15 protein-coding genes and 1 pseudogene are annotated in these 13838 nt (G+C 62.7%); 9 read left to right on the forward strand and 7 right to left on the reverse strand.

The features are described from left to right. The 3 genes from ACR81A_RS11795 to ACR81A_RS11805 form a co-directional block, all read right to left on the reverse strand. Complete coding sequence (locus ACR81A_RS11795; protein WP_440311900.1) at window positions 1-1545, reverse strand: leucyl aminopeptidase family protein; 1545 nt, start codon at window positions 1543-1545, stop codon at window positions 1-3. Window positions 1546-1624: 79 nt separating this feature from the next. Beyond that, on the reverse strand, window positions 1625-3019 hold the full coding sequence (locus tag ACR81A_RS11800; RefSeq protein WP_440311901.1) for an FtsX-like permease family protein: 1395 nt from the start codon (window positions 3017-3019) through the stop codon (window positions 1625-1627). After that, window positions 3016-3780: an ABC transporter ATP-binding protein gene (locus ACR81A_RS11805; RefSeq protein WP_202380926.1), complete on the reverse strand. Its 765-nt coding sequence runs from the start codon at window positions 3778-3780 to the stop codon at window positions 3016-3018. The genes ACR81A_RS11800 and ACR81A_RS11805 overlap by 4 nt, the downstream gene beginning before the upstream one ends. A gap of 184 nt (window positions 3781-3964) precedes the next feature. Here ACR81A_RS11805 and ACR81A_RS11810 point away from each other — a divergent pair, with 184 nt between their 5' ends. The 5 genes from ACR81A_RS11810 to ACR81A_RS11830 all read left to right on the forward strand — a co-directional run bounded on the left by ACR81A_RS11810 (window position 3965) and on the right by ACR81A_RS11830 (window position 7762). Further along, on the forward strand, window positions 3965-5014 hold the full coding sequence (locus tag ACR81A_RS11810) for an LLM class flavin-dependent oxidoreductase (protein WP_440311902.1): 1050 nt from the start codon (window positions 3965-3967) through the stop codon (window positions 5012-5014). Window positions 5015-5219: 205 nt separating this feature from the next. Beyond that, the gene (locus tag ACR81A_RS11815) at window positions 5220-5570 is read left to right on the forward strand and encodes a hypothetical protein (RefSeq protein WP_440311903.1); all 351 of its coding nucleotides are present in this window, start codon (window positions 5220-5222) and stop codon (window positions 5568-5570) included. A gap of 44 nt (window positions 5571-5614) precedes the next feature. Beyond that, window positions 5615-5818: a hypothetical protein gene (locus ACR81A_RS11820; protein ID WP_440311904.1), complete on the forward strand. Its 204-nt coding sequence runs from the start codon at window positions 5615-5617 to the stop codon at window positions 5816-5818. A gap of 532 nt (window positions 5819-6350) precedes the next feature. Continuing rightward, the gene (locus ACR81A_RS11825; protein ID WP_440311905.1) at window positions 6351-7349 is read left to right on the forward strand and encodes a hypothetical protein; all 999 of its coding nucleotides are present in this window, start codon (window positions 6351-6353) and stop codon (window positions 7347-7349) included. 227 nt (window positions 7350-7576) lie between these two features. Further along, the gene (locus ACR81A_RS11830; protein ID WP_440311906.1) at window positions 7577-7762 is read left to right on the forward strand and encodes a hypothetical protein; all 186 of its coding nucleotides are present in this window, start codon (window positions 7577-7579) and stop codon (window positions 7760-7762) included. Between the two features lie 130 nt (window positions 7763-7892). Here ACR81A_RS11830 and ACR81A_RS11835 read toward each other — a convergent pair whose 3' ends face one another. After that, window positions 7893-9395 carry a recombinase family protein gene (locus ACR81A_RS11835; RefSeq protein WP_440311907.1) on the reverse strand — a complete coding sequence of 501 codons (1503 nt, stop codon included), beginning with the start codon at window positions 9393-9395 and terminating at the stop codon, window positions 7893-7895. A 16-nt stretch (window positions 9396-9411) separates the two neighbouring features. On the opposite strand from ACR81A_RS11835, the pseudogene ACR81A_RS11840 reads away from it, so the two are divergent. From ACR81A_RS11840 to ACR81A_RS11855, 4 genes and pseudogenes are all read left to right on the forward strand, one after another. Continuing rightward, a pseudogene (locus ACR81A_RS11840) lies at window positions 9412-9534 on the forward strand (LLM class flavin-dependent oxidoreductase); the annotation flags it as partial. Between the two features lie 162 nt (window positions 9535-9696). Further along, complete coding sequence (arsB, locus tag ACR81A_RS11845) at window positions 9697-10788, forward strand: ACR3 family arsenite efflux transporter (protein WP_202380924.1); 1092 nt, start codon at window positions 9697-9699, stop codon at window positions 10786-10788. 47 nt (window positions 10789-10835) lie between these two features. Beyond that, complete coding sequence (locus tag ACR81A_RS11850) at window positions 10836-11798, forward strand: metalloregulator ArsR/SmtB family transcription factor (protein WP_440313151.1); 963 nt, start codon at window positions 10836-10838, stop codon at window positions 11796-11798. Continuing rightward, window positions 11795-12202 (forward strand): arsenate reductase ArsC, encoded by a 408-nt coding sequence (locus ACR81A_RS11855; RefSeq protein WP_440311908.1) that lies wholly within the window; start codon window positions 11795-11797, stop codon window positions 12200-12202. The genes ACR81A_RS11850 and ACR81A_RS11855 overlap by 4 nt, the downstream gene beginning before the upstream one ends. Window positions 12203-12245: 43 nt before the next feature. Here ACR81A_RS11855 and ACR81A_RS11860 read toward each other — a convergent pair whose 3' ends face one another. From ACR81A_RS11860 to ACR81A_RS11870, 3 genes are read right to left on the reverse strand one after another with little or no spacing between them, the layout of a single operon-like run. After that, window positions 12246-12626 (reverse strand): hypothetical protein, encoded by a 381-nt coding sequence (locus ACR81A_RS11860; protein WP_440311909.1) that lies wholly within the window; start codon window positions 12624-12626, stop codon window positions 12246-12248. Next, window positions 12626-13126, reverse strand: a complete 501-nt coding sequence (locus tag ACR81A_RS11865; RefSeq protein WP_202380921.1) for an ASCH domain-containing protein — start codon at window positions 13124-13126, stop codon at window positions 12626-12628. The genes ACR81A_RS11860 and ACR81A_RS11865 overlap by 1 nt, the downstream gene beginning before the upstream one ends. 54 nt (window positions 13127-13180) lie before the next feature. Then, on the reverse strand, window positions 13181-13681 hold the full coding sequence (locus ACR81A_RS11870; RefSeq protein WP_202380920.1) for an SRPBCC family protein: 501 nt from the start codon (window positions 13679-13681) through the stop codon (window positions 13181-13183). Window positions 13682-13838 lie beyond the last annotated feature (157 nt).

Consider the following 13838-nt stretch of genomic DNA (forward strand, 5'->3'; position numbering starts at 1 on the left):
CTAAGCTCCCTGCGCGTCGTCCGCGGCCTGCGGGGCCACGAAATCGTCGGCGAGCTGGGCAAGCAGACGCGCACCGAAGCCGGTCGAGCCCGCCGTGCGCCACAGGTCATCGCGTTCGACCTCCATGGTCGGCGCAATGTCGAGGTGCCCCCAGGGGAAATCAGCAACGAACTCGTTGAGGAAGAGCGCTGCGAGGATCGCGCCGCCGTAGGGGCCGCCGATGTTCGACAGGTCGGCCACGTTCGACTTCAGCTGGTCGCGGTAGCGGTGATCGAGCGGCAGCGGCCAGACCCGCTCATCGGTCGCCTCAGCGGCGGCCTTGAGCTGTGCGGCGACATCGTCGTTGTTCGCGAGCGTCGCAGCGGTGCCGAGACCCAGTGCCGCCATGGCGTTGCCCGTGAGGGTCGCGATGTCGACGATCGCGTCCGGGCGACGCTCCTCCTCAGTCGCGAGCACGAGGCCGTCGGCCATCACGAGGCGCCCCTCGGCGTCGCTGTTCTTCACCTCGACGGTCTTGCCGCCACGCATGGTGAGCACGTCGCCGATCTTCGTCGCGGTGCCGGAGAGCATGTTGTCGGTGCACATGAGCCAACCGGTCACGGCCGACTGCACGCCGAGCTCGCGGAGGGTGAGCATGGCGGCAAACACCGATCCCGCGCCCATCATGTCGAGCTTCATGCTGCCCATCGAGTTCGCGGGCTTCAGGCTGATGCCGCCCGAGTCGAACATGATGCCCTTGCCGATGAGGGCGAGGTGCGGAGTCGCGTCGTTCGCACCCTCGGGCACGTAGCGAAGCTTGATCATGCGCGGCTCGTCAGTGCTGCCGGCGTTGACGCCGAGCAAACCGCCCGTGCCGAGCTCGACGAGCGCGTCGCGGTCAAAGATCTCGACCTCGAGGCCGTACTCGGGGCCAAGCTTCGCCGCGAGTTCCGCGAACTTCTCCGCGGTGAGGTGTCGGGGCGGCGTATTGCCAAGGTCTCGGGAGATCGCAGCGGCGCGCGCGAGCACGATTGCGCGGTCGACGCCCTCCTGCGCGGCGGCGCGGTCACCCTCGGCGACACCCAGCGTGAGGCTCTCAAGTCCCACGTGCTTCGACTCGCCCTTCAGGCTCTCGAAGCGGTAGCGGGCGAGCAGTGCGCCCTCGGTTGCAGCGAGCGCGGCGTCGCGCGCCGGGATCTTCTCGGAGACCACGGCGGCGAGATCGATGGCGAGGTGCGCGGCTTCGCGGGCGGCGCGGGTGAATGCCGCAACGGCGTCGCGCAGATCAGCGCTCGTGGCGAGGCCCGCCCCGGTGCCGACGAGCACGCGCAGCTGCGCCCCCGGCAGCACGAGCGTCTGGTTCTTTGCCCCGGTGAACCCTGCTGCGGCGAGCGCGTCGCGCGTCTGGCCCGCGAGGCAGTCGCACGTGGGCAGTTCGCCCTCGGCTGGCACGAAGCACGCGCGCGCCGGTGCGGCCTCGACCGCAGCGGCGTCGGCGACGGCGACGTCAACCGAGCGGTTCAGAGAAGGGACGGGATCGAAACTGGAATCAATCACAACGGTCATGTCTCCAGCCTATCCCTGGCTGCTGCGCGCGTGGCGGGAGCGCGCAGCCACTTCCTGAACCGCTCGGCGAGCATCCGGTCTAGTCGACCGCGAGCGCGGCCACGGGCGAGACCCGGATCGCGCGGCGCGCTGGCGCCACCGCCGCGGTCACCGCGAGCGCGAAGCCGAACACCACAACGCCCGCCACGATCGGCCACGGGATCGACGGCGCGGCAAAACCGACCTGCGAGCCAACGAGCGACTGTGCGGCGACCCAACCGTAGAACGCGCCGAGCACCACACCGAAGCCGAGCGCGGCGAGCGTCATCTGGCAGCTCTCCGTGATCACCATGCGGCGCACCTGGCCACCGGTGAAGCCCAGTGCGCGGAGCAGGCCGAGCTCGCGGGTACGCTGCAGCACGCTGAGCGACAGGGTGTTCACCATGCCCACCGCGGCGATGATCGCAGAGAACCCGACGAGTCCGGTGAACACGGCCGTGGTCACGGCAAGCGTCTGCGCGAGCGCTGCTTCGAGCGCGGGATCGTTGTCGAACGCCTGCAGGGTCATCGCGGCATAGGTCTCGAGCGCTACGGCGAACATCGTGACGAGCGTCACGCCGATCACCAGCCCGATTGTTGACCGCGAGCTGCGCTCGGGGAAGCGCACGGCGTTCGCCGCGGCCAGGCGCCCGGTCGGCCCCGCCCCAAAGATCTTCCCGGTGAGGCGCAGGATCGGCGGCATGATGACGTGCGCGCCGAGCGCGATCCCGGTGAAGGAGAACAGCCCCCCGAAGAACGACACAAACAGTGCGATCGGCGTGGTGAGGCTGAGGAACAGGCCGAGCGCAATGAGCACGACGCCAAGCAGCACCAGGATGATCGCCCACACGGTGCGGCCAGTGCGGCCACGCGAGGCCTCAGGGCGCAGCTCGACCGCGGCGCCGGTCGCGGCAATCGGCGAGACCGATCCCACGCGGCGGGATCCTGCCCAGGCGGCCGCCCAGGTGGTGAGCGCCACAATCACGATCGCGCCGAGCGCGAGCGGATCGAAGAGCGGATAGTCGCGTCCCGCAGGCAGCCAGCCGAGGCTCGGACCCCACGTGACCACACCGATAACCAGCGCCTCTGCGAGCACCCAGCCGATTACCGCGCCGAGCGCGCCCATCGCGAGCCCCTCGGAGGCGACCTTGCTGCGCACCGCGCGCGAGCTTGCACCCACGAGGCGCAGCAGCGCGATCGTGCGGGTGCGCCCCGCGATGATCGTGGCGAAGGTGTTCGCGGTGACGATCGCACCAACGTAGAGGGCGATGATGATGAAAACGGTCGACACCATCAGGAGCGTCATGCGGAAGGTGCCCGAGCCCTCAATCAGTGCGGGATCGAGCGCCGCCCCCATCACCCCGGTGCCGAGGATCAGCGTTGCGGCGAACAGGGAGCTGAGCGCCGCGACAACGACCGTCGCACCGTGTTCACGGATTCCGGCTCCGGTTTTCATGCCGCGACCGCTTCCAGGCCGAGCATCGTCTCGGAGATCTGCTCGGGTGTCATGGCCCCGCGATCCGACACGATGCGGCCGTCGGCGAGGAACAGGATTCGGTCGGCGTGGCTCGCCGCGATCGGGTCATGAGTCACCATTGCGATGCTCTGCCCCTGCTCGACGACGGCGGCGCGCAGCAGGCCGAGCACCTCGCGGCCGGTGCGGGAGTCGAGCGCGCCGGTCGGCTCGTCCGCAAAGATCACGTCGGGCTGGGTGGCGAGGGCGCGGGCGATCGCCACCCGCTGCTGCTGTCCGCCCGAGAGTTCGTGGGGGCGGTGCGAGGTGCGGCCAGCGAGGCCGAGCGCCTGCACGAGCGCGTCGATTCGCTCGCGGTCAGCAGCGGGCACGCTGCGTCCGTCGAGCTCGAACGGCAGCCGCAGGTTGCCCATCACGTCAAGGGTAGGAACCAAGTTGAATGCCTGGAACACGAAGCCGATCCGGCGCCGGCGGAGCCGCGTGAGTTCCGCATCGCCGAGGTGGGTGATCTCGTCGTCGCCAAGCCAGACGCGCCCCTCGGTCGGGGTGTCGAGGCCGGCCATGACGTGCATGAGGGTCGACTTGCCCGAGCCTGATGGCCCCATGATCGCGGTGAACTGCCCGCGCCGAATGCCGATCGACACATCGTTGAGGGCGGTGACGCGGTGGTCTCCGGCGCCGTAGTGCTTGCTGAGGTTCGCGACTCGCGCCACGAGGCCCATATCGCTCGGTTGAATGTCCATGCTTCGAAGTTACGAGGGCATGCGCCTGGCGGGATCGCCCCCGGGTACCATCCGCGTCGTCCCCCGGTGCCGCCGTTGTCCGGGCGCCGCGCGCACGGGATCGTCCCGCGGTGCCGCTCGCACACCCACGCAGCCAAAACTATATGCACGGGAATACAGTTGCGCCGCGGGCGTTGCACCCAGCATGAGAGCATTCGGATTCCTGTCCTTCGGGCACTACGGCCCCGTCCCCGGGTCGCGCGTGCGCACCGCGGGCGACATGCTGCGCCAAACGATCGAACTCGCGGAGGGCGCCGACGAGATCGGCGTGAACGGCGCGTACGTTCGCGTGCACCACTTTGCACGCCAGGCCGCATCACCAATCCCCCTCTTGACGGCCATGGCCGCGCGCACCCAGCGCATCGAGGTCGGCACCGGCGTGATCGACATGCGCTACGAGAACCCGCTCTACCTCGCGGAAGAAGCGGCGGCGCTCGACATCATCGCGGGCGGCCGACTGGCGCTCGGCGTGAGCCGGGGATCCCCCGAGACGGCAGTGCGTGGCTACGAGGCGTTCGGCTACACGGGCTCCGAGGATCCGCGCGGCGCCGACATCGCGCGCGACAAGTTCGACCTCTTCATGCGCGCGATCGAGGGCGAGGCACTCGTCGACAGCGACCCGAACATGGGGCCGCTCGGCCGGCTCGCCATCGAGCCGCAGTCGGCCACCCTCCGCGATCACGTCTGGTGGGGCGCCGGCAGCATCGACACTGCCCGCCAGACCGGCACTGCAGGCCTCAACCTCATGAGTTCCACCCTGCTGACCGAGGCAACAGGTGAGCCGCTGCACATTCTGCAGGCCCGCCAGATCGACGAGTTCCGCACCGCATACAAGGAGGCTGGCCACACCGGTCGCCCGCGCGTATCGGTGAGCCGCAGCGTCTTCCCCATTGTGAACGAGCAGGACGAAATGTACTTCGGTCTGCGCGGCCGCGATGGGCAGGATCAGATCGGGATCATCGATGGTTTCCGTTCGACCTTCGGGAAGACGTACGCGGACACCCCCGACAAGCTCATCGAGCAATTGCTCGCCGACGATGCGGTGATGTCGGCGGACACGCTCATGCTCACGATCCCGAACCAGCTCGGTGGTGCTTATTCATTGCACATCTTGGAAGCGTTCGCGCAGCATGTGGCTCCCGCACTGGGGTGGAAGCCAAACACAGAAGGACCCGTTGAGGGGTATCCAATCTGATATTAAAAGTGAGGGCTTTGGCTCTCTGGGGGCTGATTTTCTTGGTTGAATCAGCCCCTATTTTTATGGGTGTGCGCACATGTCAAATACGCGCTCTGACCAGGCTTTATGCAAATTCACGCACTCTATTCGCCCTCAAAAGTCTCTGATGTTGATATTAGAAAGTGAGCAACACGGCTCAGCTAAAACAACCAAGGAGAACACTATGTTCAAAGCATCAGAAAGCCCATTCATATTTATGACTCTCGTAGCCAAGGCAGCAGGAGAGCAGCAAGTTAAGAGCGACTTTGAGACAAAAGCGCCAAAACTCACCAAGGACGGAAAACAGCAGTTCATTACAGGGCTGAAAGCCTTGAACCACGAGAACGGGCAGATTACTCGCGAGCAGCAGAATGTAAGCCTTTCAGTGCTCTCACCTGTTGATCTTGCGCCCGGTGTTATGTATGTCGCCGCCGGAGAAATTCAGGTAGTTCCATATGTGGCAACTAATGGGCGCATCGGCTACTCAATCACCGCGACAACAGTTAAGCCTCTCAAAGCTGGGAGCGCAGAATAATGGCGCACCTATGTAGAACCCTCAAAGAATTCGATGACCACTTGATGAGCATGAAGCTACGCGGGCAAATCGTTGATACATCTTTGTGCAATTGCTTTCTCGGCGCTGTCGGACTGATCCCCGAGATTCGTGAGCCTCTACCCACTCGCGAATTTGAGACTGATGGCAAGGCTCTGGAAGAGCCGCGGCAGCCGATTGAAGACCTCGCAACAGAATGGGCGGCGTTCAAAAATGGCGAAGCTAAGTAGCTTTTACAGCGATACAACGCCTGAGATTTTCAGGAAGCCCCCGCAGCCCTGGGAGCGTGTTCGTGTCGTTGATTGTGCGGCAGAGTTTGGCGCTGGCACTTCTACGGAGTATGTCAGGAAGCTGGCGCGACGCTTAAACATCAAGACGCTAAATATTGACGGGTATGCATGGCTGACCGTTGAAGATGTGGCGGTTATGCGGGACTGGCACCGGCACAATGCGCACAAGCTATAAACCTGAATGCAACGGGTGGGCGAATACGAGGCGCGCACGAACACGCTGAGCGACTGACTCGACCGCAGGGAGAGGCAGAGAGCGGAGGCGAGTGAGAGCAACCCGAGTAGGCGAATACCCGTTGCACTCAGGCGCGTAGCGCCTGAGAAGTGGGGGCGAACGCATGTTCGTATAGTTTCCCCCCACTTATGAGACAACAACAAAAACGCCGAGACTACGGCATTAATTCAGCCTCAGAGCTTTGAGGCACGAGACAGAAAGCAGGGCACACCCCCGCAGAAATACAGGAGTAAGGCAATGGCGAAGAATTCAGAAAGTTGGAAGAAAGAAACCGACACGACAGAATCCCGCAGCTGGGTGGGCACTCTCTCCGCAGCCCTCTACACCCGCGAGCAGATTATTGAGGCGCTGGAACCCTACGCCGCATATGTGGGGCAGATGGAACGCGGCGAAGAACGCACAGAGAAGAACCCCGAGGGCTTCTTACACTTCCACATCTACATCGAGCACACGCACCAAATACGCCGCAGCACACTACGGAACAAGCTACGCGGAGACTGGCGCACTCGATACGGCACAAAGCGCGACGCTTACACATATTGCACCAAAGAGCGCACCCGTGAGCCTGGCATTGAACGCTTAGAAAAAGGTTCCATTGACCTGGACACAACGCAGGGCAGACGCACCGATTTAGACGCGATGAAAGACGCGATTCTCTGGCAGAACAAAACCCCCGATGATGTGATTTTGTCGCACGGTGGGGCATGGCGCTACGGGAAGCACCTCGAAGACCTCCAACACGCTAAGCAGAGAGCCGCAGCAAGGGGCACAACGCGCGAGATTGCAGCCGGCTACATCTGGGGCGCTACTAACGCTTTTAGAACGCGTATGACGCTGGAAGCCTACGGTGCTGAAAATGTGTATATCGCTAACACAGCCCGCACGCATCCATTTGATGACTACCAAGGCGAGAGCGTTCTATTGCTGACCGGCTTTGATTCCAGGAGCATGAAAATGGGCAGACTGGCGGAGATTCTTAGCCCTTTCAGCAAGACGCTGGAAGCGCGATTCAGGAATAAACCCGCGTGCTTTACCACTGTCGTGATTTCAAGCGCATACCCGTGGGAGTCGCAATATCAGGCGGAGAAAATCGCGGAGCAAGAAGAGCGCATTGAGCTAACGGAATCCATTGGCACATTTGAAGAAATCACCCGAGCGGGCGAGTTCATCGACCACACAGACCAAACCAAAGCAGAGGCGCGCAAGCCTCTACATGAACAAGGAGCAAGACAATGAAGAAGAAAGGAATTTTAGCCGCAACACTCGCGGCACTAATTGCAATAGGTGGAGCAACAGCAGCACACGCAGCGGCACCGGTTCCAACTACATGCAACAGCAACGGCGTTGCTAAGTCGGTGCATCTCACCGGGAAGACGCACGCGAACGGCTCAGCTGAAATCTTGATGACTTTTCAGAATGGGCAGCAATGCAAGCTACCCGCAATCTGGAAGTAGGTGAGTGCAATGAGCGTTTTTCATAGCTATGCAGACCGAGATTATGAAGCTGGTGAAATTTTTGACCGGGGCGTTAATGATTTTGGTGAAGAGTGGGTTCTAAGAATTCGTCGCGCAGTCAAGGAGGGTGAGCCTATGGATGTGGATACCACGCCTGAGACACTTCTACCTTTTGAGCATTACAAGACCCTTTAACACCAATCCGCAGACCTGGCGGAATTGCACAAGTGAGCCGGTTCGACACTGTTATATTTTACAATCGAACCGGCTTATTTGTGAGCGTTTGCGCCGCTTTGCGCACGCCGTCCGGGGGCGCCCCCGTTCCTTAAATTTGATCATTCCAATGGAATTCAAGCCGTTCTAAAAATGCGTCGTAATCGCGATTCGCACGCCCTCGCAGCCCTTTCTTTACGATGATGCGTTCGATTTCATTCCGCATCAACAACAGTTTTTCCTCTCGCTTTTCATCGACTTGCTTGAACTCGTTCCCGTCTGAGTCATATTGAATCTCCGGAGCAAGTAGAACATCAGCGCCCAGCTTGTTCCAGATTTCAAATGAGTTAGTAAGTTCGCTCTCTTCAAGAGCCTGAGACGCGTAGAAACTCTCGCGCGCCTTCCGCAGTTCTGTGCGCTTCGCTTCGATTTCTTGAACTAATGGAATGAACACGGTGCCCGGAAGTTCCTGAGCTTTGTAAGCCTCTGTTAGCTCCGCGATTTGTATGCCCACTTGTTCCAGCTCCTCAGCCTGATCCCATTCAACAGGTGCAACTGAATCCCGTAGCCCAGCACGCTCAGCGATTTCATGCATTCGCGTATTCATACGCGATAGAAGTGCAGATTGAACAACGTTTTCAAGCTTCAAAGCAGAGATAGAAACATCGCCCGACTTGCATGCATATGTGTCAATCCCTCGGGAGCCAGAAGACAACTGACCATATAGCGGCTTCGCGCATTCACCGCACCACAGTAATCCGGTGAGCATCCAACGACCCTGGCGCACTTTCTTACGGCTTCGCTTTTCTAATGCAGCCAGAGCCAACGCCCTATCTTCCAAGCTGATAAGTGGCTCCCATGTCCCCCGCACCAGCTCCCCTGCGCTATCTGTGAGCGGTTCGCGCCTGTAAGTTCTAATCCCTGCACTTCTCCAACCAATACAAACCTGGCGCACGGTAGTCCAATCCCATGACGACCCGCCCGCCGCAGTTAGCACCCCAGCCCGCTCCCATTCTCGTGCTATCGCGGTGATTGAACTCCCTCGCTGAATCTTCTCGACAGCATCCCGCACCCTGGCGGCTTCCTCTTCTCTGACCGTAATCCCATCCGGCTCCCATCCAAAAGCACGCTGGCGGGTGATCTTTGGCTCTCCTTGCATGGCTCGATGCCTGAAAGCAGCTTTCTGACGCTCTGAAATTCGATCCGACTCCGCAGCATCCACAGTTGCTTTTAGTCGTGCAATCATGCGCCCGTCCGATGTTGATAAATCATCATCACCAGATACGACCGTTCTGAACTCCACGCGCGTTTCATCATGGAGCTGTATCAGGTCTTCAAGCTCTCGAATTCGTCGCGTGAGCCTTGAATTTGAATATGCAATGATGTGCTGAAACAATCCCGCACGCGTGTCCGCTACAAGTTTGTTAAAACCGTGCCGCACCTTCTTCGCGTCAGTCTTCTCACTCGCTCCGATGTCGTTATCTGTATAGACCTCGACCACGGTTAGCCCGTGCCGCGCCGCAAGCTCACGACATAGCTCCTCTTGGCGCGCTACGCCTGTGCCCTCGCCCTCAGCGTCTCGACTGATACGGCAGTAGATAGCGGCGTTGTTCATGGATGTAGTTTAACCGATCCCGAGTCAGCTCGGCCCCGAGTACAACCTGCACGTCATGCAGGCATTCGCGGAGCACGTGGCGCCGGCGCTCGGGTGGAAGCCGAACACGGAGGGCCCGGTGGAGGGCGACGCGGTCTAATCCACCACCCGTCGGGGGAGCCGAGCGGTCACCGGTCGTGCCCAGCCGCCTGCGAACCGCACCGCTGAACACTGACACCGTCGCCAGGGGCGGGGATAGCGAGTCGCTATCCCCGCCCCTGGCGACGTTGCGTTCTGCATCGATGCCGATCAATATAGATACATGTCAATTCAGGCTCCCGCCGAACCAGTTCCAGCGACCCAGCGGCTCTCGCCTCTCGACCGCTGGTTGCCCGTGTGGATTGGACTCGCCATGGCCGCCGGACTCGTCCTCGGCCGGTTCGTCCCGGGCTTGGCTCACCTCCTCTCGCGGCTTGAAATCGCCGGGATCTCGGTACCCATAGGCTTGGGTCTGCTCGTGATGATGTACCCGGTGCTCGCGCGGGTGCGGTACGACAGGGTTGCCGCAGTCACCGGCGACCGAAAACTCCTCGTGTCGTCGCTGGTGCTCAACTGGTGCGTCGGCCCTGCGGTGATGTTCGCCCTGGCCTGGCTGTTCCTGCCTGATCTTCCTGAGTACCGCACCGGGCTCATCATCGTTGGCCTGGCGCGCTGCATTGCCATGGTGGTGATTTGGAATGACCTTGCATGCGGCGACCGAGAGGCAACTGCCGTTCTGGTCGCGATGAACTCAGTGTTCCAGGTGGTGGCGTTCTCTCTGCTCGGCTGGCTGTATCTCAGCGTGCTTCCCAGCTGGCTCGGCCTCGACTCTCAGGGACTCGAAGTATCAATCGGGCAGATCGCGCTGAACGTACTGGTATTCCTCGGTGTCCCGCTCCTCGCGGGTTTCGTCTCTCGCTGGATCGGCGAAAAGCGCCGAGGGCGCGAGTGGTACGAGGAGCGGTTCCTTCCCGGAGTCGGCCCCTGGGCGCTCTATGGTCTGCTCTTCACGATCGTGCTGCTCTTCGCGCTCCAGGGCGACGCGATCACGTCTCGACCGCTTGATGTTGTCCGGATCGCCCTTCCGCTCCTGATCTACTTCGCTGTGATGTGGTTTCTCGGCCTGCTGCTCGGCAAAAGACTTGGATTGGGCTACGCACGCTCGACCACCCTCGCGTTCACCGCCGCCGGCAACAATTTCGAGCTGGCGATTGCGGTCGCAATCGGCAGTTTTGGCGCCACGTCTGGGCAAGCGCTTGCCGGCGTCGTCGGCCCACTCATCGAAGTGCCCGTTCTGATCGGCCTGGTCTATGTATCCCTCTGGGCCGCACGGGCTTGGTTTCATACGAACCCGTACGAGGGGATCCCATCGTGAACCCCTCGAGCACTCCGGAGGACTGCCTCCCGGCGTCATCGCACGCAATGGGTGCTGAGACGGCGGCCGCACTCGCTGACTCGTTGAAGGCGATCGCCGATCCCATTCGGATTCGGATGCTCTCAGCCATCGCAGCTGATCCCCGGGGCGAGTGCTGCGTCTGCGACCTCACCGGCCTCGCTGAAGTGTCGCAGCCAACAATTTCGCATCACCTGAAGGTGCTCCGGGAGACAGGGCTCGTGGTCTCAGAACGACGCGGAACGTGGGTCTATTACCGGATCGCCCCATCTCGTCGCGCGGCGACGGAGGCACTCCTTGAAGTCTTTGCCCCTGCCTTCGTGCGCGAAGATTTGAGACCGCATGAGGGGGGCGAAGGAACTCTGCACACGACGGATGCCCGTCTCTCGCGGCTTGCTGAAGAACTCGGCGAGGAATTCGAAGCGGTCCACACGGACCTCGTCCTGGCCATCGTTCGGGAGTCTCATGTCGGACTGATCCGCGCGGCGAAGCACACAACGCACACGCTCTCACGCACCGGGCACTTCGCGAGGCAACGGCTCTCGGACCTCACCAGGAATCGGGCGACCGGAGTACCTCAGGTGCTCTTCGTCTGCGTGCACAACGCAGGTCGCTCGCAGCTCGCAGCCGCGATACTGAACCGTCTCGCTGGCGGCACGGTCATCGCTCGTTCCGCAGGCTCAGCACCGGCACCGGAAGTCCTGCCCACAGTGCGCTCGCTCTTGCAGCAGATGGAACCCCCGCAGCATGCTGACGAAGCGTTTCCGAAGCCGTTGACTGACGACGCAGTTCGAGCAGCCGATGTGGTCGTGACGATGGGGTGCGGCGATGTCTGCCCCATCGTCCCCGGAACCCGCTACGAGGACTGGACCGTGCCAGACCCGGCGCTTGCCTCCCCAGAAGGCGTGCAGGCAATTCGCGACGACCTCGAGTTCCGTGCTCGCAAGCTCCTCGACACTTTTACAGCAGCTGACCAAAGGAACTCTTCATGAAAACCGCCCAGAAGCCGTCGGTACTCTTCGTCTGCGTCCACAACGCCGGGCGTTCACAGATGGCGGCGGGGTACCTGCGCCACTTCGCCGGGGACAGGATCGAAGTTCGCTCGGCCGGGTCGGTTCCCGCGGAGCAGCTCAACCCCGTTGCAGTCGAGACGATGCGGGAAGAGGGCATCGATATCGCCAGTGAGCTTCCGCAAGCACTCAGCTCTGCGGCCGTGCAGGACGCCGATGTGGTGATCACCATGGGCTGCGGTGATGAGTGTCCGTTCTTCCCGGGCAAGCGCTACGAGGACTGGAAGCTCGATGACCCTGCAGGGCAGGGGCTTGCAGTTGTCCGTCTGATCCGGGACGAGATTCGGGAGAGAATTCGTGCTCTGATGACTGAACTCCTGGGGTAGCCGACGCTGTCAGTTTCCGACTCACTGGGGGTGTTGCGGCGGGCTACACCGCTGAGGGGCGCGCAGCCTCGACCGCGGCACGCAGCTCCTGGCACAGCGCCTCAGCATCTCCCACCGAGAGGTACAGCCGGTCGAAAGGATCGCCTCCCGCAATCGCGACGGTCAGCGCCGGGCCACCCCACGAGTAGTTCCAGTAGTGTCGCTCGCCCTTCGGGTGGAAGGTGCCGGACAACTTGCCGCCCACATCGAGACCGGGGCCGCGCCACCCGGTGGGCACGCGAAGCGGAGCGGGTTCCACCGCCACTTCGGTGATGCGCGTAAGCGGCACCTCGATGCGCCGCCGGAATCCCCACACCTTGTCAATGCCGCGCGGGATCACCACGAGCACGCCATCCTCGATCGTCACCGCGTTCCGATTGCCCATCAGCCCAGCTTTCCGTTCGTGTGCCCGGCCGGATCGGTGCCCGGCGCCCAGATCAGTTCGAAGCGCTCGCAGAGGATCGGCATGTCTGGTGCGAAACCGCGTGGGCTTGCAGCGTAGCTCCGCCAGTAGTGCTCATGGGTGGCGCGCCAATCGGCGAGTGTGCGGTCGCCCTCACCCTCGGAATGTGCATGCTCCGCGGTGACCCGGTCGAACGGTACGGTCGCGAGCGCGGTCGTGCGAATGACGGCCCGAGGCTCCCCCGCCCCGTCAAGAATGATGCTGTAGTCCCCCACCTCGGGCAGCTGCTCCCCGGTGGTCTCAGCGTCCCAGATCGACGTCGCCGTGCCGGTCTTGGTGCCCGCGATCACCAGCCCGAGCAGTTCGTCCGCGTGCGCCGCGGTCGCCCCGAACGGCCACGCGTCGGGAAGCGCAGCGGGGAGCCCGGGCACCTGGACGCGGCAGCGCGCCCAGAACTCCGTGAGACCACTCGAGTCAGCCATGCCCTCCAGCCTAGGCGGATGAGGGTGTCGCCCGCCGCGCTACGCCCCGGGAAGTTACTCCGGACGCAGCGCGAGATACGCCTCACGGAGCGCCGGGTAGTACTGATCAAACCCCGCGCGTTCGGTGTCTTCCGTCGCGGCGATGAGCAGGTCGAGGTAGTACTCCCAGCCCGGCCCAATCTCGCCCACCTCTGCGTCGGCGTCGAGGTGGTGCACGAAGCGCAGCAGGGTGTCGTCTTCGCCGTCCTCCTCGAGAGTGAGGTCGAGCTCCCAGCTGCCGTACTCATCAACGGTGTGCAGCGCGAGCCGGTGCGGCGCTTCGCAGGCGACGATGCGGGCACGGATCGCCGGCTCGCTCTCTTCGAAGCGCATGCGGATGCGCACGCTGCCGCCCGTGCGCGCGTCGCCCTCCCAGGGGCCGAACCAGCGCTCGGTGAGATCGGAATCGGTGAGGTACTCCCACGCCTCCGCGATCGGCAGCGCGAGCGAGCGCACCAGTACGAGGTCGCGTCCGCGCGGCGTCTTGAGCAGCCGTCCGCTGGCGTGCATCGTCATGGGATCCCCATTCTCTCGTGAGGCTTCTCAGCGTACTCGGGGTTGCGTCGCCCCGGGGCGGCTCGCGTACACTCGGGGATGTGAAGCACTAACGCAGCCCTGTTCCGCGCCTGAGGCCGAGGAACGCAGCCCGGTTCGAGCCCCGCTCCCGAGACGC

The sequence above is a fragment of the Leucobacter chromiireducens genome (assembly GCF_051993095.1).
Classification (GTDB): Bacteria; Actinomycetota; Actinomycetes; order Actinomycetales; family Microbacteriaceae; genus Leucobacter; species Leucobacter chromiireducens.